This is a genomic window from Paenibacillus oceani (genome assembly GCF_014705615.1).
GTDB classification, from domain to species: Bacteria; Bacillota; Bacilli; order Paenibacillales; family NBRC-103111; genus Paenibacillus_AB; species Paenibacillus_AB oceani.
Genome location: NZ_JACXJA010000006.1, coordinates 125,604 through 151,225, shown reverse-complemented (window position 1 = coordinate 151,225; position 25,622 = coordinate 125,604). Strand labels below are relative to the sequence as shown.

14 protein-coding genes are annotated in these 25,622 nt (G+C 54.4%); 9 read left to right on the top strand and 5 right to left on the bottom strand.

Features of this window, described 5'->3' with window-relative positions; genetic code table 11:
* Positions 1-13: 13 nt before the first annotated feature.
* Entirely contained in the window at positions 14-2,989 is a 2,976-nt protein-coding gene (locus IDH45_RS05950; protein WP_190925637.1) for a TIM-barrel domain-containing protein, read from the bottom strand.
* Positions 2,990-3,161: 172 nt separating this feature from the next.
* Here IDH45_RS05950 and IDH45_RS05945 point away from each other — a divergent pair, with 172 nt between their 5' ends.
* Complete coding sequence (locus IDH45_RS05945) at positions 3,162-4,517, top strand: ABC transporter substrate-binding protein (protein WP_190925635.1); 1,356 nt, start codon at positions 3,162-3,164, stop codon at positions 4,515-4,517.
* A gap of 219 nt (positions 4,518-4,736) precedes the next feature.
* On the opposite strand, the gene IDH45_RS05940 is transcribed toward IDH45_RS05945, so the two are convergent.
* Complete coding sequence (locus tag IDH45_RS05940) at positions 4,737-5,015, bottom strand: TIM-barrel domain-containing protein (protein WP_223836416.1); 279 nt, start codon at positions 5,013-5,015, stop codon at positions 4,737-4,739.
* 54 nt (positions 5,016-5,069) lie between these two features.
* Complete coding sequence (locus IDH45_RS05935; RefSeq protein ID WP_190925633.1) at positions 5,070-5,915, bottom strand: helix-turn-helix transcriptional regulator; 846 nt, start codon at positions 5,913-5,915, stop codon at positions 5,070-5,072.
* A 150-nt stretch (positions 5,916-6,065) separates the two neighbouring features.
* Between IDH45_RS05935 and IDH45_RS05930 the strand changes: the two genes are divergently transcribed.
* A complete protein-coding gene (locus tag IDH45_RS05930) occupies positions 6,066-7,373 on the top strand; it encodes an ABC transporter substrate-binding protein (protein WP_190925631.1) in 1,308 nt (435 codons plus the stop codon).
* A 25-nt stretch (positions 7,374-7,398) separates the two neighbouring features.
* Positions 7,399-9,147: a right-handed parallel beta-helix repeat-containing protein gene (locus tag IDH45_RS05925; RefSeq protein ID WP_190925629.1), complete on the top strand. Its 1,749-nt coding sequence runs from the start codon at positions 7,399-7,401 to the stop codon at positions 9,145-9,147.
* Positions 9,148-9,923: 776 nt separating this feature from the next.
* Here the strand turns inward: IDH45_RS05925 and IDH45_RS05920 are convergent.
* Together IDH45_RS05920 and IDH45_RS05915 are read right to left on the bottom strand one after the other, a co-directional pair.
* On the bottom strand, positions 9,924-12,293 hold the full coding sequence (locus IDH45_RS05920; RefSeq protein WP_190925627.1) for a glycoside hydrolase family 31 protein: 2,370 nt from the start codon (positions 12,291-12,293) through the stop codon (positions 9,924-9,926).
* Positions 12,294-12,600: 307 nt separating this feature from the next.
* On the bottom strand, positions 12,601-14,640 hold the full coding sequence (locus tag IDH45_RS05915; RefSeq protein ID WP_190925625.1) for an ABC transporter ATP-binding protein: 2,040 nt from the start codon (positions 14,638-14,640) through the stop codon (positions 12,601-12,603).
* Between the two features lie 475 nt (positions 14,641-15,115).
* Here IDH45_RS05915 and IDH45_RS05910 point away from each other — a divergent pair, with 475 nt between their 5' ends.
* The 6 genes from IDH45_RS05910 to IDH45_RS05885 all read left to right on the top strand — a co-directional run bounded on the left by IDH45_RS05910 (position 15,116) and on the right by IDH45_RS05885 (position 25,620).
* Positions 15,116-18,322, top strand: coding sequence for an alpha-mannosidase (locus tag IDH45_RS05910; protein WP_190925623.1), 3,207 nt, complete (start codon positions 15,116-15,118; stop codon positions 18,320-18,322).
* Positions 18,323-18,472: 150 nt separating this feature from the next.
* Positions 18,473-19,561 carry a bifunctional heptose 7-phosphate kinase/heptose 1-phosphate adenyltransferase gene (locus tag IDH45_RS05905; RefSeq protein WP_190925621.1) on the top strand — a complete coding sequence of 363 codons (1,089 nt, stop codon included), beginning with the start codon at positions 18,473-18,475 and terminating at the stop codon, positions 19,559-19,561.
* Between the two features lie 36 nt (positions 19,562-19,597).
* On the top strand, positions 19,598-20,518 hold the full coding sequence (locus IDH45_RS05900) for a dihydrodipicolinate synthase family protein (RefSeq protein WP_190925619.1): 921 nt from the start codon (positions 19,598-19,600) through the stop codon (positions 20,516-20,518).
* Positions 20,519-20,799: 281 nt separating this feature from the next.
* Positions 20,800-23,781 (top strand): extracellular solute-binding protein, encoded by a 2,982-nt coding sequence (locus tag IDH45_RS05895; protein WP_190925617.1) that lies wholly within the window; start codon positions 20,800-20,802, stop codon positions 23,779-23,781.
* Positions 23,778-24,740, top strand: coding sequence for a carbohydrate ABC transporter permease (locus IDH45_RS05890; protein ID WP_190925616.1), 963 nt, complete (start codon positions 23,778-23,780; stop codon positions 24,738-24,740). Before IDH45_RS05895 ends, IDH45_RS05890 begins: the two co-directional genes overlap by 4 nt.
* 4 nt (positions 24,741-24,744) lie before the next feature.
* Complete coding sequence (locus IDH45_RS05885) at positions 24,745-25,620, top strand: carbohydrate ABC transporter permease (protein ID WP_190925614.1); 876 nt, start codon at positions 24,745-24,747, stop codon at positions 25,618-25,620.
* Positions 25,621-25,622: the final 2 nt, after the last annotated feature.

The following is a 25,622-nucleotide window of genomic DNA, read 5'->3' as shown; positions in this document are numbered from 1 at the left end:
TGTTGGATTCCGCTTACAGTTTCAGCTCACCGGGCGTGACTCCCCAATATTTGCGGAAGACGCGGATAAAATAACCGGTATCCTTAAAACCGGCCATGGCGGAAGCGTCGCTGACCTTACAACCCTGCTCCATCAGTCGTTTCGCGTAGTTCATCTTTTTCTCCATCACGTAGTCCGAGAACGATTGCGACGTTTCCTGCTTGAACAGCCGGCTTAAGTGGGAGGCGTTCACATGCAGCCTTTCGGCCGCTACGCTCAGTGTGAAGAACTGCTGGTCCATCTCCTGCTCGACCATATCTTTCAGCCGCTGGACGAGCGGATGGACAGACGATTTTCGCATCTTGCCCGAGTATTCCGCTACCCGCACAGCCGCCCGGATCAGCCTGTCGTAGCCTTCCTCTTTCAGCGAGACGGAGTGGAGGTCCAGAAACGAATCGTATTCTTCCCCGACCGCCTCGTTCATCGTCCAGCCTTTGCGTTCCATAAACCGGGCGAGCAGACCGCTGAGATACAGAAAATGTCCGCGGATCTCCCCGGGCGCCGGCGCCGGGCCGAGCCGCTCCTCCAGCAGTTTCTCCATGGCGGCCCTCGTCTTCCGGGGGTCTCCCGTCTCGAGGCCGATCTCCAGCATTTTCTCCGGATCGGGCGGTTCCGCCGGCGAAGCCGCACGCTTAGAGGGCGAACCGGCACCGGTTTTTCGCGAGGCGGGAGCGGCGTGGATCAGCTCGATGCGGACCGGCTCCGAATCGTTCTCGTTTTCCTGGACATGCACCGCCACCACTCCGGATAACCGGTCGAACAGCCAGCCGGCGGCTGCGGAGCCTTTTTTGGATCGGGACGTTTCCTTGTACTCGGTTCCGTTTACTTTAACTTTCAAAGGTTTGCCTGCGCTGCGGAGATGCAGCAATACTTCGTAGCTTCGGCGGGCCGGCATGCCGTTGTAACGCCCGTTGCGGCAGCCGATCGATACGGACGTCCGGCGGTCGCTGCTTGCGCAAGCAAACTCCGTGAGGGCGAATTCTCCGTTCTCATAGCCGAAAGTAACGCCGTCGTCCTCATACAGCGTAAACCCGCTCTCCCCGTGCGGGTACAGATGCAGACTCATCGGTTCGACCGGTTTCTGCCCGATATGATCCATCTCCGGCCACATGGGTAGGATGGTGCCGGCTTTGACGAACAGCGGTCCGCCAGTATCCTTCGGCGCGTCGTATTCCAGATCAAGCGGTCCGATGTAACGTTCGCCTGTCCAATAATCGATCCATGTCCCTTCCGGCAAATAAACCCGGTTCGTAAACGCCGCAACCAGAAAAGCATCGCCGAACATATATTGCATCGTCAGGCTGCGCGCCCTCGGATCGCCTGGATAGATCAGCGGCATCGCTCTGACGATCGGCAAACCCGTCCGGGAAGCCGTATGCGCGGCTGAGTAAATGTAAGGAAGCAGCCGGTAGCGAAGCTTCGCATACTTTTTGAACAGATCCCGGAGACCAGTGTCCAGCAGCGCCGGATGTCTCCAGTACGCCCAGCTGTTTACTTTGGAACATGGCTGCAAAAAGCCGAAATGAATGCCTTCCGGAGAGTGGATGTCCATTTCGTACGTCACGCTGGAGATGCCGGATAAACTGTCATTTAAGAGGGTGATCAAGGAGTAGTCCCCGCCGACTCCTTCGCCGAGCCCGCCCGTCCACATCGAAGCAAAGCGTTGGATGCCGGCATATCCGGCAACGGTAAAGATCATAGGGCGTGTCGACGTCTGGCTCCTGAAGCCGTCGTACATCTGCTTCGCAAGCAGCAGCGGATACAGATTGTTCATCTCGCTGTTGCTCATCCCGTTGCTCCACATCTGGTCCGGCAGCCCGAGCAGCTGGCTCATTTCGCTTAGTTTAAATGCGCTTACACCCTGATCTACAAAGGGTTTCAGATGGGCATACCAGCCTTCGTCCAGCTCATCCGGCAGTTCCTCCTGACCAGGCGCGATTCCGCCGCCGACCGGAGCAAGATGCCGCTGCGCTAGAGCCTGCTCCTCGTACCGGCTCAGATCGTAGTTGCAGCATAACCATAAACTAAGCTTAAAGCCCATCCCTTTCAGCGTCCCGATAAACGTATGCTGCCCCTTCGGGCTCCAGCCGGGGATATAAAATCGTTCCGGATGCCATCTCTTGGAGGTCGAGTAATCGTAGCGCTTCTCCATCCAGGTTGGCTCCAGGCCGATCAGATCGCAGGGGATTCCTTCCCGGCGGAATTTCAGAGCATCCTCGATCAATTCGCGGGCATTGGCCTGCTCGTTGCTTATGAAGGATAAACCGTACGCCCAGATCGGAAGAAGCAGCGGTCGACCGGCAAGCCCCGTATACTCGTATAGCAGATCTGCATAGCTGCTTCCTGTGAACAGGATATAGTCCAACTGGTCTCCGGGGATGCAAAAGCGGATCAGGTCGGAATCCGTATGCGCGATATCGATCTCGTGATGAAGTGTCGTATGGATAAATAATCCCCAGCCCCGGCTGCTCATCAGGAACGGGGCCGGTGCGTGAGCTTCCCGTTTCTGGAGCCGCATGTGAGCGAGATGCCCGCGCTTCATCAGCTTGTCGCGGGTTTCGTCGCCGAGTCCGTACAGGAGCTCGTCCGGGTACAGCTGGAAGCTGGCTCCGCAGCAGGACTCCGCCCCGCTATGGGGAGCTGCGATCTGGCGGGTGAGAACTTCGTCGTCCGCCCCGTACAGCGTATAGGTACCCTCGCGGCGGTCTGCCTGGAGAGCGGCGGCTCCGGTCTTTATCGTGATCCGGTCTCCATCTTCTTCTACTTCAATCGCTGCCGGATCGGGGGGCAGACGTACGATTCCGTAACGGACCAGCGGCGGCTCCGGAAAGTGCTCCGTTTCACTCACGCGGATGCGAAACGTGCGGGGGGTAATGGCTTGCAGACGAACATAAGCCCCAGCGGCGGTCCGAAATTGAACATCAGAATGTTCGCGTTGTTCTCCGAGCACGAGATCCCCCCTTAGGACAACTGTAATTTACCGAATATTATAGCATAGAATGCGCCATTCCCTCATGAAATTACGATGCTCTGCAATCAGACTCCCTATGTGATGTAAGCGAATACATCGTATAATGGCTCTAATGTCCGAATTAACCATACATCACAGGGGGTAACCATTCATGATGAAAAAGTCTTGCGTTATTCGTCCGCGCACCGTTCTTGTTCCCGCCATTCTTGCGCTTATCCTCTCGGCCTGCAGCTCAGGAGGCGGCACCCCGGCCGCCGGAGAGAAGGACGGGAAGGCGGCTCCGTCCGTAACGGACGATCAGAAAGCGGTCGAGCTTACATTTTACCTTAATTCGATGACCAAGAAAGAATTCGATGAAATTTATGCGCCGATCATCAAGGCCAAATATCCGAATTATGTATTAAAAACAGCCGAACCGGCGGTCAAAGGACAGGAGATCCAAAATCTCGTCGCAGCCGGCTCTGTGCCTGACATCGTAGTCGGTACCAAAGGAACGATCTCCTTTGTAATGGAAGAATACGGGCTGTCGGAAGATATCTCGGAGCTGATCAAAACCCGGAAGTACGATTTGACCCGGATCGAGCCCGTCTTCATCGATGCGATGAAAGGTTACGCCGGCGGTAAAGTGATCGGACTTCCCGTCAACGCCCCGGCCAATGCGCTGCATTACAACAAGACGTTATTCGATAAGTTCGGCGTGGCGTATCCGAAGGACGGCATGACGTGGGACGACGTGTATGAGATTGCCAAAAAGATGACGCGTTTCGAGGACGGCGTCCAGTATCGCGGCTACAGCGAGCGATGGCATCAAATCTTCATGGAATTCAACCAATACTCCTTGCCGTATCTCGATCCGAAGGAAGACAAGGCGGCCGTCAATACCGACCAATGGAAAAAGATCGTCGACGGGATCGTCCGGTTCTACAAGCTGCCCGGCTTGAAATTCGACTCCAAAACCGGTTACACCGAGGAGGATTTGAAAGTATTTGAGACCGGCGTCTCCGCCATGACCGTATTTGCCCGGCCGGACAATTACAAAACGTTCGAGTGGGATATCGTATCCGTCCCGACCTATAAGGATAAACCGAACATTGGACTTGCCGGAAGCGCGCGCTATTTCTTCATCACGAACACGAGCAAGGAGAAGGAGGCGGCTTTTAACGTCATGTCGCATCTGACTTCGGACGAGGTGCTGCTAAAGCTGTCCAAGGTGGGAATCGCTCCGCCGCTGGCCCAAATGCCGGAAGAGATGAAGAAAGCGTTCAACCAGGACAATCCGCTTTACCAAGGAAAACACGTCACCTCGTTTTTCTACAACAAGCCGGCTCCGGAGCCTCTGATCCGAGCGGCGGGCCTGACGCCTTTCACCAAATCGCAATCGATCTTGATCGGCGAAGTGATGAAAATGATCGTCGAAGGCAGCGAAGTTGACGCCAATACGGCTTTACGAACGGCCGAGGAGCTGATCAACAAAGGGATCTCCGAAGCGAAAGCGGCCAAGAAGTAAGGAGGGGCAGCGCTTCCCCTTGAGCTGGGACGGGAGACTGGTCAGAGTTAGCGGGGAATAAAAGAAAGAGCGTCTATAAGCCTGCGGATGACCGCGGGCTTTTGGTCTTTGCGTGTGGGGCGGGTCCAGTTGGGAGCGCAGGTGTAACTCCAGATGGAGAGCTGCAGTTCGGGGGCGGCCGCAGGCATTTATGCTGGATATGATAAGGAAACAACTGTCTCACTTTCGCATGTGTATGGTGGAAGAGAGTGCAACTTGATCGTTGTTACCGGCTGTGGTCTCTATATCGTGATTAAGCATCCATCCGCCGACTGCTCCCGGCTCTAGTAGAAAAACATCGCCGATGTCGCCATTCTGCCCGAATGGCCGGATGAAGAACGGTCCGCCGGTATACCGAGCGCCTGTCCAGTAGTCGATCCATTCGCCGTCAGGCAAATAGATCGTCTCCGTAAAGGCGCCGACCAGCAGCGAATCGCCGAACATGTACTGCTGCAGCAAATTTCTTTTTGCAATAATTGCAGGTTTGACTAAATGAACACTCCTTTACCATTTTTACGGATTCATTTTACGATACTGTAATGGCGAGCATTGGCTCAATTTTTTAAATATTTTAATAAAATGAGAGATGTTTTCAAAACCTACATCGGCGGCAATATCACTCACCTTCATGTTGGTTTTTCTTAACATCTTTTGTGCTTCTTTGATTCGCACCGTTGTTAAATATTCTACGAAAGAAAAGCCTGTCGCCTTTTTAAATATTCGACTCAAATAATAGGGGCTAATATAAAACTGTTTTGATAACGTTTCCAATGTAATTCGGGAATGATAGTGTTGATTAATATACTGGACAACTTCCGCTATTTTTGTTTGTAAAAGGTTTTCGTTATTTTCATTTTGCTGTAATTTTTTTTCAGAACAGCGTAATGAAAAAATAAATAAATGTATTAATAATGCCTCCATAAACTCCTCATGTCTTAACGATCGAACACTACTTTCTTCTTTAATTTCATAAAATAGGTCTTCGATGTATTTTTGTTCGTGAACGTTTAATGAAAGGATAGGGCTATCCAAATTAAAAGGCGAGTGTGGATCATCAAGCAAATACTGTTTATTTCCTAATGCGGCTTGATCAAAATAAAGAACAACACGTTCATGATCGTGTTTTCCGGTCGTAGTCGTCTTATGAACAGCATTTTTTTTTATAAATACAAGGTCTCCTTGTGTAACATGGTAAAAGTGACCGTCTATGAAATAATTTCTTTCACCGGATAACAAGTAATAAATTTCATAATTGCTGTGAAAATGATGAGTTGGCATATTAAAAGGTGCTGAACGCTTATCATATTGAATGGAAAAGTAGTGTGTGCTCGCTCTTCGTATAATTGGGTTTTGATCCATTCCGGGCGTACCTCCTCGCGAACTATTTGAGCGCAAGATAAGTGGATTTTTTTAAAAGTAAGCAATTTCATTAAAGAAATTAATGTTAATATGCGCTATTCTATTCGTACATCTTATCATAATTAGTAATTAAAAGGGAGGATTGTGAAAATGAGACGATATTTGTCTGGAAGTGTCTTTATATTGATTATTTTAGGGGTTTTATCCGCGTGCGGGAACAAGGAAGGGGGGGCGTTAAACGAAGAAACCAATATAAGTGAAAACATGCAGGAAGAATTGAAACCGGTTACGTTAACGCTATATCCACAAGTGGCAGTGACTAAGGAAGATTTTCAAGTTTTATTTGCTGAACCTGTGCGAAAAAAATATCCGCATATTGAGTTAATGATGATTGATAAAAGTGGCGGAAATACGCTGCAAAATTTATTCACAGCGGGAACACCTCCGGATATGAATCTCATATTCCAAGGAGATTTACCGCAGCTCCGTAATATGGATGTGCTGGAGGATATGACAGAGCTTATTGCAAAGCATAAATTTAATCTTAATCGTTTTGAACCAGCTTATATTGAGGCAATCAAGGTGAATTCCGATACAGGATCGGAAATATACGGGATTCCCTACTCTGTTAACTTTAGCGCTTTATATTACAATATTGATATTTTTAATAAGTTCGGTGTTGCTTATCCCGAGGATGGGATGACTTGGGAAGATGCGATCAAATTGGCTAATAGATTATCTCGCATTGAAGATAATGTAACCTATCGGGGATTGGATCCGGAAAGTGTGGGGCGGATTGCGACCCTGTTATCGCCACAAAAAACAGATCCGGCGACGAATAAATCGAATTTTAATACAGACAAATATCGAAAAGCATTCGAAATGGCATACAAGATATACTCGATTCCTCATAATGGTTATGTACCGAATAAGGGGCGTGCATCGTTTTGGACGCAGCAAAATATCGCCATGCTTGCTTCGATCAACGTCATTCCCTTTTTAAAGGAACCGAGTGAAAAGGGATTAAATTGGGATATTGCTCAACACCCGAGTTTTGCAGACAATCTAAACGTATATGGTCAAGTCGATGGCAATTATATTATGCCGTTGAAAACAAGCAAACATAAGGACGACATTATGAGAGTCATTGAAGCTGTAACTTCGGATGAAGCTCAGATGGTCAGTGCCCGCCAATTGGCGAGATTAACTCCATTGAGAAATCCGGATATTAAAAATGCACTCGGAGCCGATGTCCCGCATGTTCAAGGGAAACGTATCCGTTCGATTTTTAAAAGTCAGCCGGCTCCCTATTTAAAGCAAGGATTATACGATGGGAAATCGACAAATATTTCAAACCAAGCGTTAATCGATTTGTTAGATGGAAAAGACTTAAACTCCGTGTTACGGGATGCAGAGGAACAGCACAATAAGAATTTGGAAACGGAAATGAATAAATAAATACATACGAAGGGGAGCTGGGAAAATGTCCACTAAACAAGAGCCTGCTCGTATCCATGAAAACCCAAAAGTGAATCGTAGAAAAATGCTGAAATACTTGGGGGCTGCTGGTACGGTGGCAGTTGCCGGTACATTGATGAGTAGCAAGATCGGATTATCCAAAGGTCAAGCGGTCGATCACAACTCGGGAATCATTCGGGAAATTGCAGAAGAAGTGGTACAGGACCATCTAGTCGATGTGTGGTCGGATATTCGCAGTCGGGGGATCAATGTATTGCTCCCCCCGGCCCCGTTAGTCGGGGCGAAAGGCGATGGGATCATAGACGATACCGAAGCTTTTCGCCAATTAGCTGCGCTTGGATTACCGCTATTCGTTCCGAAGCCGGAACACTTTTATAAAATTACCGGAACGATTCATTTGAAAAACTCGATGTTTGGTGTGAATATGCCGATGATCAAGATGGTCGATTCCGATGGGTCACGGGATAAAATTTTGTTGCAAATTGCAAATTATCATGGGAATGGTCTAGTGATTGAAGGATTGCATTTATTGAGTGATTACGATGGTTCATCGCCGCCGCAAGGCGATGCGGAATACGCCCATGGTGTGAAAATCATGAGTTCCAAAAATGTTTTTGTACGTAACAACAAGATTGAGTTGATGTTTGGCGATGGGGTGATGATTGGAAATTCTGGCGAGCTTCCCCGTTACAGTGAAAACATTCACGTGACCCGTAATGAAATTGTGAATCCTCGGCGTGGATGTGTAGTCGTCATCTCTGGCAAATCGATTTGGATTGAAAACAATAAAATCGAAGATAACCATTCGTATGTTGGTTCCGTTATATTGGAAACGGATAATGATAGCAACGAAATCATGGAAGACATCACGATTGCAGGGAATAAATTTAGCTCCAACGGGAATTTCATTCAAATCCATTCTAAAAATAATGAATACCATGGGATAAAAATATTGAACAATGTAGGCGCTTCCAGCTATTTTGTACGGGCGACTACGCGATACGATGACTCACCACGCATGATGCGTGATGTAGAGATTATAAACAACATTTTTTATGCTGGCAAAGGCGCCTCCCGCTTTTTACATTTACGCTGGTGTCCAGGGGTAAAGGTTGAAGATAATATTGATTACGGCACGGGGGCTAACGGGTGGACGATCGCGAACAATGAAGGGATTAAAATTCGACGTAATGATATTATGGGAACCCGACCGATTGCGATGGCATTAACGCAAGAAAACATGCTCATTGAACATAATTATATTAAAGATTCGACGGTCGCTGAACCATATGGAGCCATCCGTTTAACCCGATTTTCAGGTTCAATTGTGCGCGGGAATACAATTAGAACAGCGAAGTGCGGTATTTCGTGTGAGGATGAAAATCCAGTGAAAGATGTGTTGTTTGACGGGAACTATATTCACGCGACGAATCGACATATTAATTTAGCGGGAATGCCTGCGAACAATGAAATCGTCATTACTTCAACAAATGTTTATATAGGCGGCGTTGCCGACAATGCTGTTTTTAACGGCGAGAAGCTCAAGCAATGGCACTCCCCGATTAGCAATAAAAGCATCATCGGTGTGAAGTGGGCAGAACAACAGCCGACAGAAGGCGTTTGGGTGCAAGGAGATTTAGTATATCGTGTTCATCCTTCCTCAGGAGGTTACTTAGGCTGGGTATGTGTGCAATCTGGTGATTATGCCGGGACACCACCGGTTTTCAAGCAATTCGGACTTATCGAGAGTTAAGAACAAATGTCGACTTCTTGTAAAGAGCGGCAAGTTGACAGTTTTCAAATTGACCTACAATGGAAAAATGACGAGCTTCGGGATGTCGCACGGCTTGACGGGTTAACGTGCTTCATCACAAACATGAATAAGAAATTACTGCGACAAAACGCAAAATGCTTAAAATTCAAGAAATAACAGATGTGCAGCAAGCTTTCTTAACGGCTCTGGAATGTGAAAAAGCAAATGACCCCAAGTTCAAAAAACAAGTCCTTGAACATGCAGAAAACTGCTTGTAGTACCAAAACCAGCATTCAAAAACCTGCAAAGCCTTGCTACGCCTGATGCTGGAAAATTATGTCGCCAAACTCGGGTTATTAAATTTAAAAATTACTTTTCTAAAAAATAAGAGCTACTAAAATAAATACTAAAAACTCTTATTGTCGGCATATAGAGGCTGTCGATTCAATGTGTAGAAGGGATCGCAGGGCGTTCCAAGTGAAAAGTTGCCTTCTTCTGCTCAAACAGGTTGCCCGGAATCCCTGGATGGAATCAGGATGGTAAGGTAGGGGATTCCAGACAAAACTCGCCAGAAGCTCATCTTTTCCCTTTTGGTTGTCCACATGGTATCGACAGCCTCATCTAACAGGCGAGCAGTGGTCGTTAGCAGAAGTTTCATTTCCTCTATACGGAGGTTTCCTCTGTATTTTAAGCAAATTTGCATAAATAACGGAAGTAATCGTTCCGCTATCCACCTTTCTGGACGGTTTCAGGGCGGCTCTGTCGGTGGCGTCGGCTCACTTCTGCAGAAGCTCGACGGTCACGTCCGCCAGCCTCGCCGGGTCCTCGGTGACGAGCAAGCGGACGGCAGCTGCTACCTCGTCATACGTCCATGCGTTCGCCGGGCTGTCCGCCGATTGTTCCTCGCCGGATGTCCGCTTCGGCTCCTCCTGCCACGGCTGGCCGTTGACCGTGACCTGTGCAGGCTTTGTGCTCACATGCACGAACAGCTCGAATGTGCGGGTGTCCGGCATCCCCTCATAGCGGCCTTCCCGGGGGCCGATCCCGATAACGGTGCGCCCGCCGGCGTACTGGCTCCGGATGCGGGTGACCGCCACCTGCTCCTCCAAATACTGGTATGTCGCTCCGTCGTCCTCGTAAAGCGTAAACTCGCTGTCTCCGTACGGGTAGACGCGCAATCCGATCCGCTCCAGCGAAACTTCGCCGACATAGTCCATCTCCGGCCATTCGGGCAAAATGGCGCCGGCGCGGATGAAGAGCGGTCCGCCGGCATGGCCGGGAACGCTCACTTGCAGCTCTTGCCCGCCGGTGTGCCGGGCGCCGGTCCAATAGTCGATCCATTCGCCGGCAGGCAAATAGATCGTCTCCGTAAAGGCGCCGACCAGCAGTGAATCGCCAAACAGGTACTGCTGCAGCAAATTGGCGCAATTCGGATCGTCCGGGTAAGCAAGCGGCATCGCGCGAACGATCGGCAGGCCGGTCCGGGCGGCGGTATGGGCTGCGGAATAAATGTAAGGCAGCAGCCGGTAGCGAAGCTTGGCGTACAGCTTGAACATCTGCAGCTGTTTCTTGTCGAGCAGCCAAGGGTGGCGCCAGTAAGCCCAGCTGTTCACCTGCGACCATGGCTGCAAAAATCCGAAATGAATGCCAGCCGGAGTGAAAACCTCCATGTCGCAGCTCGTATTCGTATGTCCCGACAATCCGTGATTCAGAACGGATACGAGCGGCCTCGGACCGCCGCCGGTATCTCCCGCCCAGGTGGCCGCATAGCGCTGGATGCCCGCATATCCGCCGGCCGAGTAGATCATCGACCGCCGCCCGGTCCGCTCCTTGAAGCCGGTATGCATTTGCTTGCCGAGCAGCAGCGGGTACAGATTGTGCATGGCGTTGTCGTCCAGCCCGTTGCCCCATTTCCGGTCGGGGTGCTCCAGCGTCTGGTTGGCGGCGTCCATCTTAAATGCGGCGACTCCCTGATCGACGAATTTCTGCAGGTGGGCGAACCACGGCTCTTCCGGCTTCGTAATTTTATCCATGTAGGTTGGCTCCTGCAGCCGCGTATCCTGCTCGTAATCGTCCGGGTGCAAGTCGGCGGGGCTGGTGTCCGCCGGGTCGGCTTCGTCCGCTCCTCCGGCCAGACGTTCTTCATGATGCGTCAAATCGTAGTCGCAGCACAGCCATAAGCTCAGCTTGAACCCTTGTCTCTCCAGTGCCCCGATAAAGGTGCCGGGTCCTTGCTCCGCCCAATAAGGGAGATAAAAGCGCTCGGGATGCCAGCTCTTGTTCAGCGAGTAGTCGTAACGGTGCTCCATCCATCCCGGCTCCAGCCCGATCAGGTCGCACGGAATCCCTTCCCTGCGGAATTGAACCGCGTCGTCGAGCATCTCCCGGGCGGTTGCCTGCTGGTTGCAGACGAAAGTCAGTCCGTAAGCCCAGAGCGGCAGCAGCTGAGGCTTGCCGGTCAAGTTCGTATAATGATCGAGCAGACCCGCGTAGCTGTCCGCTGCGATCAGATAAAAGTCCAGCTCGCCGCTGCGTCCCCAGAACCTCAATTTATCTGCCACCGTCTTGCCGATATCGACCGAATGGCGGGAGGTGGTGTTAACGAACAATCCCCAGCCTTTGCTGCTCATTAAATACGGAATCGGCGCATACGACTTCACGTTGAGTACCCACATGTCCAAGCGGTGTCCCCGCTGCTCGATCCGGTCTCGGGTGACATCGCCCAGCCCGTAGAAACGTTCATCCTCGGACAGAACGAATTCCGCTCCAAATCCGCTGCGGGTCGACCAAGGAGGGACGGAACTGGCGGTCAGCATCGTCCCGTCCGGTTTCCTTAAGCATACGGTGCCGCTGCCAGTATCGATGTCGAGCATGGCGCCGGCCGTCCGGATCGTCAGCCGTTGTCCGTCCCGGTCCGTCTCGTAATCCGCCTCATAATCCGTCTCGCCGTCCGGGTGGGTAATAACGCCGTAGCGGACGAGCGGCGGCTCCGGAAACGCGTCCGACTCGCTTAGCCGGACCCGGAACGTGTGCGGAGCGACGGGTTCGATTCGCATATACCCGCCGCCGCTCACCTGAAACTGGATAAACTTATGCGGCCGGGCTCCCTTTGCGGTATGTGGAACAAATGCAGATGGTGTCGACATTCGGTTACCCCTTTCCCTTGAATAGGCCCATTATAGGCGGAATCCGTCCGGGGAAAGTAGGCAATTCGGTTGCATCTTATCGTAATCTGATGCGTTCCTGTCGGATTATAGCGTACCGCTCTGAACCGTTTCATGTTCCGCCTGTGCATAAAGCCGCATCCGCCAAGTTGTGGACAAGCGCTTCTGTGGATATGTGGATGAAACTTGGAATATTAACGGGATAAAGGATTTTTCCCCTGTAGATAGTGTGCATAAATTTGTGTATAAGTGCATGAAAAATGTCGGATCGCGCCGCTGCTTTGTCGAATCAAACGGTGACCGGAGCAGGCTGTTGAGCCTGGGCCGCCGCTGCCGTCGCTGTCGCCGAAGCTGCCGCCACCTCGGCGATTTCCAGCCCTTCGGGCCGCATCGCCTTCAACTGCTTCTCGTACAGCTCGCGGTACAGGCCGCCTTTCTGGAGCAACTGCTCGTGCGTACCGTGTTCGGCAATATGGCCGTTGTCCATGACGAGAATGATGTCGGCTCTGACGACGGTGGCGAGCCGGTGCGCAATAATGAAGGTGGTGCGGTTTTTCATCAGATTGTCGAGCGCCTCGGTGACGACCGCTTCCGATTCCGCATCCAGGGCGGACGTCGCTTCGTCGAGAATTAATATTTTCGGATCTTTGAGCAGCGCCCGCGCGATCGCCAGCCGTTGCTTCTGTCCGCCCGACAGCCGCAGTCCGCGTTCTCCGAGCACGGTACTGTAGCCTTTCTCCCATTTCATAATAAAGTCATGGGCGTTGGCTGCCTTGGCCGCTTCAATCACTTCATTCATCGAAGCTTCCGGCCGTCCGTAGACGATATTGTCGTAGACGGTTCCGGAGAATAAGATATTATCCTGAAGCACGACCGCAATCTGCTTCCTCAAGTCGTGCAAATCGTATTCCTTAATATCCCGTCCGTCGAGATACAACGACCCCTGATCGGCATCGTAAAACCGCGGAATGAAATTGATCAGCGTCGATTTGCCCGCACCGCTCGGGCCGACCAGTGCGACGACCTGACCGGGCTTCGCGTGAAAGCTTATCGATTCGAGCGCGGTCCGTGATTCGACCGTTGTCGGCAGTACGGTCGGATTCGTCTTGGGCGGATACCAGTAGAACGACCGATCCGGCTTTTGCAGCTCGACCAGATCGGGATCGTTATGGACCGTATCGGTTCTCGGGGCCGGAAGCTCCGTCTCGTACGTAAACGAAACGTTTTTGAACCGGATATCGCCTTGGCACGATTTGAGCGGCAGCGCATTGTCCTTGTTGCGCACGTCCGGCTCGACGTCGAGCAGCTCGAAGATTCGCTCGATATTGGTCATCGCATTTTGAACCGTGACGTTCACGTCGGCGAAACGCTGGATCGGCCCGTACATTTGACCGAGGAAAGCCTGGAACGCAATCAGGGAACCGATGCTCATCTCGCCGTTCAGTACGAACGCCCCGCCGACCGCCCAAGTGATGAGCGTGCCGGAATGCCCGACGATTTCGCTGATCCGCCCCAGCAGGTTGGACAGCAGCTGAGCGGCCAGCGAATGGTTGATATGACGGCCGGTCTGCTTGTCGAACCGCTCAAGCTCCGTATGTTCCCCGTTAAACGACTGGACGACCTTCATCCCCGAGATTCTCTCGACGAGCACGCCGGATATGCGCTCCATCTGACGGTTCACCGCCCGCGACGCGTACCGGATCCGGATGTTCAGGTTCGTGAACGACAAATAGTAGATCGGCAGCAGCCAGAGCGACAGCAGGGCGAGATGCCAGTTCAGCGAGAAGAGGAAGAAGGCAGCAAAAATAACCATGACCAGATCGAACAGCACATTGATCACAGTATTTCCTACCAAATTTTGCGCTCCGTTGACATCGTGAATGACCCGGGACAACAACCCGCCGACCTGCTGGTTATCATAAAACCGCTGCGACATTTTCTGGATGTGCTCATACACTTGCCTTCTTACAAAAGCAACCATCTGGCTTCCCAGCCGCGCCGTGAGCAGGCTTTTGAAAAACGAAACGACGACGCTCATCGCATAAATCGAGGCGAAAATAACGACGACTTTTTTCAGCGTCCAACCGGAATCCGACTGACCCAGCACATCGTCAATCAAAATTTTGGTCAGCCACGGACTTGACAGCGGCACGACATACTGGAGCATGCCCAATGCGACGATCGCCGCCAAGTAGTGCCAATAAGGCTTGACGAATTGCAAATACCTCCGGATCAGCTTCTTCTTGGATGACTCCGTGCTTGTACTCGTCCCCGTTTCCGTTCCCGTTCGCGTACCCTTACCCGTTCCTGAATCGCCGCCAGTGCTCATGGCTCTTCCTCCCCTTGGTCCATCCATCCGTCTTTTTTTAGGTGATTATCGGCAAATGCGAACATGTGTGCGATTTGCCACATTTTCCCCCACATTTTATAACCATACGGGGTAATTGTTAAGAACGGTTGAAGGGGGGGAGACGCTTTATTACGTCAGCTTCGTGAACAAACGATGCTTTATCCCATCATTTCATCGAATTCCTTACTATTTTGCAATTATAGCCCGCGGGTGCCGATAACGGATGTTTGCTCGGTCCGTAATGTGTAGTTTTCGTAAAAATCAAATTATCTTTGTGAATAAAAAAATACGAGACATGGCGGAAAACGGCGCCACAAGCGGCTAAATTCAAGGAGCCCGCGGACAAGTCCGGCCAGATTTCAGGGAAAAAACCGGAAAAAACACTTTACAAAATTGAGAGTTATCTTTATGATTAAATTAATTAAATTCAGGATCGATTTTATAGGAGGGGCCTATGCTTCTAACGTTCGAAAAGCTGAAGAAACGAATCGCGCAACTGGACCAGTACCGCTATCTCGATCATCGTGAAATACCGTTTTACCGGATGTGGATCGACCGGCAAGCCGAGGTCGGCGCCATGCCGCCGGATCATGCGGAGTGGGGGGGCATCACGGTAGGCGAGCGGTGGAGCGGCTACGACCTGACGGCGTGGCTGAAGGCCGACGTTTTCGTTCCTTCGGAATGGTCGAGCCGGACTGTGGTCGGCTTGTTCGACTTCGGGAAAACCGGGGCCGGCTACAACTCGGGGTTCGAATCGCTCCTGTATGTGAACGGCTCGCCTTATCAGGGAGTTGGCAGCAATCATAAAGAAGTATTTTTCTCCGAATCGTTCGTCGGGCAGAAGGTTGAGCTTCTATTTAAAATATGGAGCGGATTAAACGGGGAGTCGGGACTGAAGACCGATCTGGAGCACCGCTTCACGATGTCGGTCCTCGCCTTGCTGGACAAGGAAACGGACGATCTGTACTACACGGCGTTCGCGGTATGGCATACGGTCAAGGTTCTGCCGGAGAACAGCTGGGAGAAGCAGGCGCTGTTGAAAGCGCTTGACCGCTCGCTGCTGCTGCTCGATTGGCGGGTGCCGGGCGACGAGGCGTTTTACGCCAGCGTCCGGGAAGCGAACGCGAAGCTGAAGGCCGAGCTGGACGCTCTGCCGAAGTTCCAGCCGCTTACGGTCCGCTGCATCGGCCACACGCATATCGACGTAGCCTGGCTGTGGCAGCTGAAACATACGAGGGAGAAGGCGGCGCGCTCATTCTCGACCGTGCTCCGTCTGATGGAGCAGTTCCCGGATTATGTGTTTTTGCAGACGCAGCCTCAGCTGTACGAATATATCGAGCACGATTATCCGGAGCTGTTCGCGAAGATCAAGGAACGGGTCAGCGAAGGCCGCTGGGAGGCGGGCGGCGCGATGTGGCTCGAGTCGGACTGCAACATTCCATCCGGCGAATCGCTTGTCCGCCAGCTGCTGTACGGGATGCGTTATTTCGAGGAGAAATTCGGCGCCAAATGCGAGTATTTATGGCTGCCTGACGTATTCGGCTACAGCTGGGCGCTGCCGCAAATTTTGCAGAAAAGCGGTCTGAAACATTTCATGACGACGAAAATCAGCTGGAACGTCTATAACCGGTTTCCGCACGATACGTTTTACTGGCGGGGGATCGACGGCACTGAGATCTTGACGCATTACATTACGACGCCGGACCCGGACCTAGCCGACAGCCCGTTCACCCGGTTTTACACGTACAACGGCCAAGTGCTTCCCGCGACGCTCGTCGGCATCTGGAACAATTACCGCGACAAGGAAATCAACGACTCCGAACTGCTGCTCTCATACGGCTGGGGGGACGGCGGCGGCGGACCTACGCGGACGATGCTCGAGCTGCGCAGACGGCTGGAGAACATGCCGGGCTTGCCGAAGGCGACGACAGGGCGGGCCGACGAGTTTTTCAACAAGCTGGAGAACACGGTCTCGTCGACGGACCGCTACGTGCACCGGTGGGACGGCGAGCTGTATCTGGAGCTGCACCGCGGGACTTACACGTCGCAAGGGTACGTGAAGCGGATGAACCGGCGGATGGAGTTCAAGCTACGTGATGCGGAGATCGTCGCCAGCTTCGGCAGCCCACTGGCAGGGTATGCGTCATATCCGCAGGAGCAGCTCTATGACAGCTGGAAAATCGTGCTGCGCAACCAGTTCCACGATATTTTGCCGGGGTCGTCGATTACGGCGGTGTACGAGGATTGCCGGGTGGAATATGCCGAGGCCGATCAGCTGGCGCAAGAGGCATTGACGGGCGGGGTCGCCCGGATCGCTTCCTTCGTAGGCGGGGACGAACGTCCAGGCTGGATCGTGATCAACTCGCTGCCCTGGAGCCGCAGCGAACTGGTCCAGCTTCCGTGGGAAGCGCGGTTCGCGGGCAAGTGCTGGCGTGATGCAGAGGGCAATCTCGTAAGCGCCGAGCGGGTCAGCGGCCTGGATGACGGGGACTGCCTGCAACTGCGGGTGAACGCCATACCGGCGATGGGGTATACGACGATCCGGATGGAGGATGCCGCTGCTCCGGCTGCGGAGGAAGCCCCGGCCTTCACGTTCGAAGGACGCTCGGTATCGACGCCGTTTTACGAGATCGAATGGAACGAAGCGGGACAGATCGCCAGACTGTACGATAAACGGACCGGCCGGGAAGTGCTCGCCGCAGGCGAGACGGGCAACCGGTTCGACGTGCACGAGGATAAGCCGGTCAATCACGACAACTGGGAGATCGACATCTTCTATACCGAGAAAGTGCGCCACGTCACCGATATCCGCACGTTCGAGGTGCTGGAGAACGGGCCGATGCGGGCGGTCATCCGCTTCGTCTGGCAATACGGCAAGACGACGATCCGTCAGGACGTGTTGTTGTATGCGCACGATCCGCGCATCGATTTCTCCACCTGGGTAGACTGGCAGGAGCGGGAAACCTTGCTGAAGGTTGCGTTCCCGGTGAACGTGAGGGCGACCGCAGCCACCTACGAGATTCAGTTCGGTCACGTACAGCGGCCTACACACTGGAATACGAGCTGGGACTTCGCGCGGTTCGAGTCGTGCGCGCACAAGTGGGTCGATTTGTCCGAGCGGGGCTTCGGCGTCAGCATGATGAACGACTGCAAGTACGGCCACGACATCCGCGACAACGTGATGAGAATCACGCTGCTCAAATCGTCGAACAAACCCGATCCCGAATGCGACAAGGGCGAGCACGTCTTCACCTACGCGCTGCTTCCGCACGACGGAGACTGGTTCGCGGCGGGGACGGCGGAGCAGGCTCACCGGCTCAACGTGCCGGTCCTGGCCGCCGCCCTGCCGGCAAGCGGTACGGAAGCCGCGTCAGCGGCGCTTCCTGCGGCACTCAGCCTGATCAGCGTCAGCGGCGATCACGTGATGATCGACACGGTGAAGAAGGCCGAGGATTCCGACGAATGGATCGTGCGCTGTTACGAGTACGGAGGCAAGCGGGGAGAAGTCACGTTCCAGGTTCACTATGGCTTGAGCAAAGCCGAGGAAGTCAATCTGTCGGAGCTGGAGCCGGTTGCGGTAGAGCATGGCGAGCATCACTTTAACGCTTATTTCAAACCGTTCGAGCTGAAGACGTTCCGGCTGGCGCTGAGCGCAGACTAGTTCAAATTCAGAGCGAAAGATGAGGGTTGAAAAGGAGAGCCGGCCACTGGCCAACATCTTTTCATCCCATAGGCTAAGCTCTGAAATTGCACGGGAAGAACAACCGCCGGATGCGTCCAAGACGAGGGTGGGAAGGGAGACAATCATTCGATGGAAGAGGAATTATTGAGTTTATCTTCCGTTCCACAATATAGCGGATTGACCCGCGGGCGGGTTATCGAGATTTTGGACCGCATCTCTACGTTAAAAGCGGGGGTAGTGGGAGACGGATGTCTCGATATGTACTGGCATGCCGACATGACGGTCAGCGAGCTGTCGCGCGAGACGCCGCATCATAACTTGCCGGTGATCCGGGAGCAGTTCGCTCCCGGCGCCGCCGGCAACGTGGCGGCTAATTTCCGCGAGCTGGGCTGCGCCGAAGTAAGCTTCTGCTCCATCGTCGGCGACGACTGGCGGGGGGCGCTGCTCAAGGAAGCGTTCCGCAACCGCGGGATCGACGATTCGTATATGCTGGCCGATCCGAACCGGGTCACCCCGGCTTACTGCAAGACGATTCTGCACGGCCTGCAGGATGCGCAGCAAGAGGCGCCGCGCATCGATTTCATCAACATGGACGCCCCTTACGAGGTGATGCAGCGGAGGCTCGTGGCGGAGCTGGACCGGATGGCCGCCAAGGTCGATATCATCGGCGCAACCGATCAGCTCAAGAGCGGAGCGATCGGCACGGCACTGCGCGACCGGCTCCGGTACTGGGCGGGCAAAGGCAAGACGGTCGTCATCGACAGCCGGGAGAATATCGGCAAGTACCGGGGAGTGACCGTGAAGCCCAATGAGCTGGAAGCGCTGCGCTGGTGTTACGGCAGCCTGAAATTCCATCCGTCCTCGGAGCACGAGATTATGAAAGCCGGCATGCGGCTCGCCAGAAGTGTGGAAGCTCCGTGCTGCGTGACGATGGGGGAGAAGGGGGCGCTCTGGTTCGAGAACGGCCACGTGACGCATATCCCGACCGCTGCCGTTGCGCCGCCGATCGATATCGTCGGTGCAGGCGACTCGTTTACGGCCGCGTTCCTGTCCGCGCTTGGCGCCGGCTGCGCCGGACCGGAAGCGGCGGCGTTCGCGCATCTCGCCGCGGCGGTGTCCGTCCGGAAGCTGGGTCGCGCGGGATCGGCAACGCCGCAAGAAATATTGAACCGGTTCGACGAAACCGCCAAGCTCCTCAAAACGTACCAATCGCAATAAAAGGTTCCGGCTTCAATAGCAGAAGGAGATGGAGTTATGTCCATACAAGCATCGGCAAACGGGAAGCAACGGGAAAGGTTCGAAGGCGTGCATGCGCTGCTGCTCACCCCTTTTGCGCCGAGCAAAGAGATCGATTGGAGTCTGTACGACCGCTACGTGGATTGGCAGCTGTCCCATGAGCCTCATGCGCTGTTCGCCGTCTGCGGCAGCAGCGAGATGGAATGCCTGACGCTGCAGGAACGTCTGGAGCTGGCCCGCCGCGCCGCCGCGAGAGCGGGGCGCACGCCGGTGGTAGCCGCCGGCAACGTGCAGGCTGACCCGGATGAACATGCGGAGGAGCTGCAGCGCATGGCCGAGACCGGGGTCTCCGGCATCGTGCTGATTCCGCCGGGCTCGATGGGAGAAGACCAGAGCAGGATCGAGTATTATTTCGCCCGGTTGGCGGAGCAGTCGCCGCTGCCGGTCTTTTTGTACGAATGTCCGCTAGCTTCCCCGCGGTTGGTAGAGGCGGCTGTGTACGGGCGCCTCGTGTCGCAGCACGGAGTTGCGGGCATTAAGGATACGACATGCACACCCGAAGGCATTCGAGCGAAAATTGAAAGCGCTACCGGGGGGATCGTGTTCCAGGCGAATATGTCCTATCTGACGGATGCGGTGCGCGGAGGGGCGCGGGGAATTATGGCTACGACCTCGACGGCGGCGGCCGACGTGCTGCTCGCTTACTGGCGGGCGGAACAGGCCGGGGATGCGGAAGCGGCGGACCGGCTGCACGAGCTGCTCGTCTTCCTCGACGGCGTGCTCGGCAAAGGGTATCCGGCGACGGCCAAATATTTGGCTTCCTTGCGGGGCGTTCCGATGGAGCCGCTTACACGGAAAGGGAAAAGCGCCAACGAATCGGCCAAGCGGGGAATGGCGGTATGGCTGAGAGCGGCGGAGCGGATGATGAAGGAAACGTAAACCGAGGCTAAAATTTACAAGGGATTAACATGCATTACAGCCATTCTCGTACTATAATTTAATCATTAAGAAAAGTTTGAGGGCTAAGCTTGCACGCGGCGCACATGCGCCTGTGGCAAGCGGCTTGCTCCGGATAAAGAATGTCGATCTTCGCCGATATCGCTGGGCGAAGGTATACATTCTTTAACGAGTAAGAAAATGGGCCGAGGTACATCAAGGATCAGCAATTAAGTTTTCAAGAAGGAAGAAATATCCCGAGTTTGCTTGTTGGGGGGAGTGTCATGCTCAAGGTGCTTCGCAAAAACTTGGTAACCCTGTTGGCGGCCGCCCTGCTCATCGCAGCGTTCGTCTGGTGGTACCAATCCCGGGGATTTAGCGATACGGCGATGGCCGGCGTGCCGGAATACGGTGATGTGGACCAGCGCTCGATTCTCGCCGAGGGCGATATCGGCTCCAGGCTGGAGCCTTCGTATCTGGCTTATTACCAGAAAGCCGGCGATGACGGAGCGAAGGATACGAAAGGCCACCAGATCGTCCTGAAGGGGGCCGATTATAGCGCGATCAGTGGCTCCGGGGCTTCCCGGCAGCGCGATCCGGAAGGACGCAGAGGAGACGTGGCCGCTCTGACCGCGGAAGGCGGCTGGGTGGAGTACGAGGTGGATATCCCGGAGTCCGGATTTTATCAGATGGGCATTCTGTATTACGCGATGAAGGAAAAAGGAGCGTCCATCCAGCGCAGCGTCCGGATCGACGGCGAATATCCGTTCTTCCAGTCAAAGCGGATCGTGTTCCAGCGGATGTGGAAGGAAGCGGCTCCGACCCGGTTCGACGAGATGGGCAACGAGTTCAATCCGAAGCAAGAGGAAGTATTCGGCTGGCAGTACCGGGAATTCCGCGATCCGGAAGCGCGGGCGGAGGAACCGTTCCGCTATTACCTGACCCAGGGCAAGCACAACATCCGGATCGAGCATACCCGCGAGTCGGCTGCGATCGGCGAGCTTCGCGTCTTTTCGCCGGTTGTTATCCCGACCTATGCGGAGGTGCTGGAAACTTACAAACAGCGGAGCTACAAGGAAATCAGCAACAGCCTGATCAAAGTGCAGGCGGAAGACGCCAAGCTGAAGTCCGATCCGACGCTGCGCCGCAAAGACAACCGCGAGCCGGCGACCGAGCCGTTCAACCGGAGCGCCACGCTGCTGAATACGATCGGGGGAAGCTCCTGGCGTGACGGCGGACAGTGGATCGAATGGGAGATCGAAGTGCCGGAATCGGGCCTGTATCAGATTGGCTCCCGGTTTCTCGCTTCCTGGCTGAATGAAATTCCGGTTCAGCGGACCGTAACAATTGACGGGATAGTCCCCTTCAAGGAAATGAACGCCGTCGACTTCCCGTATTCCCAGCGGTGGCAGGTGAGCGGACTCGGCGGGGGCGACACCCCTTATCTGTATTACTTGGAGAGGGGCAAACACAGTCTCCGCATGGAAGTGCAGGTCGGCCAGCTCGGTCAAGTGTTCGAGCGGATTCAGGACGTCTCGCAGCGGCTGTCTTACTTAAGCCGGGAAATCATCATGGTCATCGGAACGAATCCCGATCCGAACCGGGAATGGGAGCTCGAGCGGAATATTCCGAACCTGGTGCCGCGGCTTCATCTGATGGCGCTTGATCTGCAGAAGGCGATTGAGAGCATGTACGAGATGGGAACCGAGAAAGGCAGTCCGGAGCTCGCCTCGATCGCCACCGCCCGCGACCTGTTCGTCGATCTGGCGGCGAATACCGACAGCATCGCGGGCCGGTCCGACAAGTTGTCCGACACACAGTCGCAGCTGAGCGGCTGGATTACGTCGATGAACAAGCAAAGGCTTCAGCTCGACTACCTGATCGTGAAATCGCCGGACCAGCCTTGGCCGAAAGCGACGGCAGGCCTCGCGACGAAGCTCGGTGTCGGCATGTACGACTTCTTCACCTCGTTCACCAAAGATTACCGGAGTATCGGGATCACCGGCGAGGAAGACGAGGGAGAGCCGCTGAAAGTATGGGTCGCCCGCGGCCGCGACTGGGCGCAAATCATTAAGCAGATGGCCGACGAAGATTTCACGACCGCTACCGGCATCAACGTCGATATCAACGTCATCCCGGCCGGCGCGATGAACCTGCTGATGCTAGCGGTTACTTCCGGGAAGGCGCCTGACGTCGCTCTCGGGGTCGAGCCGGTCATCCCGATCGATTTCGCGCTGCGGGACGGCTTGAAGAACTTAAGCGATTACCCGGACTATCAGGAAGTGGCGAACCGCTTCCGCCCGGGGGCGCTCATTCCTTATCGGTTCCAGGGCGGCAACTACGCTCTGCCGGAAAACCAGAACTTCTCGATGATGTTTTACCGCAAGGACATCCTGCAGGAGCTCGGCATTACGAAAATTCCGCAAACGTGGCAGGAAGTCATGGACATCATCCCGACGCTGCAGCGCCACGGGATGGACTTCTTCTACTCCCACAGCACGGCCGGCGCGATAAGCGAATTCGCTCCTTTCCTGTTCCAGCAGGGAGGGGACTTCTACCGCGAAGGCGGGAAGTCGTCCGCGCTGGACTCGGCCGAGGCGCTGGCGGCGATGAAGATGTGGACGGGGTTGTATACGAACTACAAGATCAGCAAGGAAGCAAGTTTCTATAACCGGTTCCGCTCCGGGGAGATGCCGATCGGCGTAGCCGACTACTCCACATACGTGCAGCTGATGACCGCGGCTCCGGAACTGACGGGCTGGTGGGAGATGCTGCCGATGCCGGGGATTCAGCGTCCGGATGGCAAGATCGACCGGTCGGTGGGCGGCGCTTCGCAGACGGGAATCATTTTCAAAAACACGAAAAAGTCTCAGGACGCATGGGAGTTTCTGAAATGGTGGGTCAGCGCGCCGGTGCAAGAGCGGTTCGGAACCGAACTGGAAGCGCTGATGGGCGTCGAAGCCCGCTGGAATACAGCCAACGTCGAGGCGCTGATGAACTTGCCTTGGCCGCAAAAAGATATCGAAGCGATTCTCGAGCAATGGGAATGGTTCCGGGAAAGAGAAATCGTGCCCGGCGACTACTTGACTACCCGGTATGTCAACAACATCTGGAACGAAATCGTGCTCAAAGGGAAAAACGTCCGCGAAGCGATGGAGGACGGCGTGAAGGAAGTCAATCGCGAGCTGAAGAAAAAACGTGAGGAATTCGGGCTCGACCGGGAGACGGTCGGCATGCGAACCGATAAGGAGGTGGGGAGCCGATGAGCGAAGCGATAACTCGCCCGGCGGTAGAGAAGACGAAAAAGACGAAGGCCGCAGCGGGCGCAAGCCCGAGCCTGTGGACGCGCATCATCCGCCACCGCACTTCCTTTCTGTTTCTGTCGCCGTTTTTTATCCTGTTCTTCATCTTTACGGTCGTACCGGTATTCACCGCAGTTTTCCTCAGCATGACCTACTATAACATTTTGGAGCCGCCCCGCTGGATCGGATTGACCAATTACCGCAATCTGTTCCTTGATGACGACATCTTCCTGAAGGCCATCGCCAATACGCTGATGTTCGCCGTATTTACAGGGCCGATCGGGTACTTCATGTCCTTCATTCTGGCGTGGCTGATCAGTCAGATTCCGCAGAAATACCGGTTTTTGTATACGCTGTGCTTTTATACGCCGGCGATTACAAGCTCGATCGCGATGTCCGTCGTCTGGCTGTACTTGTTTTCCGGCGACCGGTACGGGCTGATCAACTATTGGCTGATCAAGCTCGGGGTCCTCACCGAACCGTTCATCTGGCTGCAGGACGTCCAGACGATATTGCCGGTCATCATCCTAGTATCTCTGTGGATGAGCATGGGGACGGGGTTCCTCGCCTTCCTCGCCGGACTCGCCAACGTGCCGCGCGATCTGTACGAAGCGGGAGTGATCGACGGGGTGCGGTACCGCTGGCAGGAGCTGTGGTATATCACGCTCCCTTCGATGAAGCCGATGCTGCTGTTCGGAGCGGTCATCACGGTCGTTAACGCGCTGCAGGTGTCCGAGATCAGCGCCCAGCTGGCCGGCTCTCCGAGTACGTTGTACGCGGGGCATATGATATTGAACCATCTCGACGACTACGCGTTCGTACGGTTCGATATGGGATACGCCTCGGCGATTGCCGTCGTGCTGTTCCTGATGATGGTCGGCCTGAACCGATTCATCTTTAATATACTCGGGGAAAGGGATTGATCGGATGTCCAGCCGCGCTGCGCTGATCAAGGGGGGCCGGTTCGATTGGAGCGGGATGATCCTGTACTCCGTCATGACCGTGTTCGCCCTGCTGATGGTGATGCCGCTCGTTTACTTGATTACAACAGCGTTTAAGCCGCTGTCCGAACTGTTTTTGTTTCCGCCGCGATTTTTCGTTATGAATCCGACGATGCGCAATTTTTTCGACCTGTTCGCGGCCACGGAAGCTTCTGTCGTTCCGTTCTCGCGTTACGTCTTCAACAGCTTGTTCGTCGCGATTGCCATCGTGGCGGCCGGCGTATTCATCAGCGCGATGGCGGCATATCCGCTCAGCAAGCATAAGACGATGCCGTTTCGCGAGCCGCTGTTCAAGCTGATCGTGCTGGCGCTGATGTTCGCCCCGCAGGTGACGCAAATTCCGCAGTATATCATCATGTCGCGGAGCGGCACGATGGATACGTACTTCGCGCTCATCCTGCCCGGGCTGGCCGCGCCGATGGGACTGTTCCTGATGAAGCAGTATCTCGATTCCGTCCCCGACGCGCTGCTCGAAGCGGCCCGGATGGACGGCGCGGGGGAATGGCGGACGTTCATCTATGTCGTCATGCCGATGCTGATGCCGGCGGTGGCGACGATGACGCTGCTGACCTTTATCGGCGCCTGGAACAACGCCGGTCCGGCGATGCTGTACACGACGACGGATCAGATGAAAACCTTGCCCTACGCGATCGGAACGATCAGCGGAGGGGCGGGATCGGTAGCCAGGGTAGGCGCGCTGGCGGCCGCAAGTTTGCTCATGATCATCCCGACGCTGGTCATGTTTATCGTCACCCAACGAAGAGTGATGGAGACGATGGCTCATTCCGGGATCAAAGCATAGGA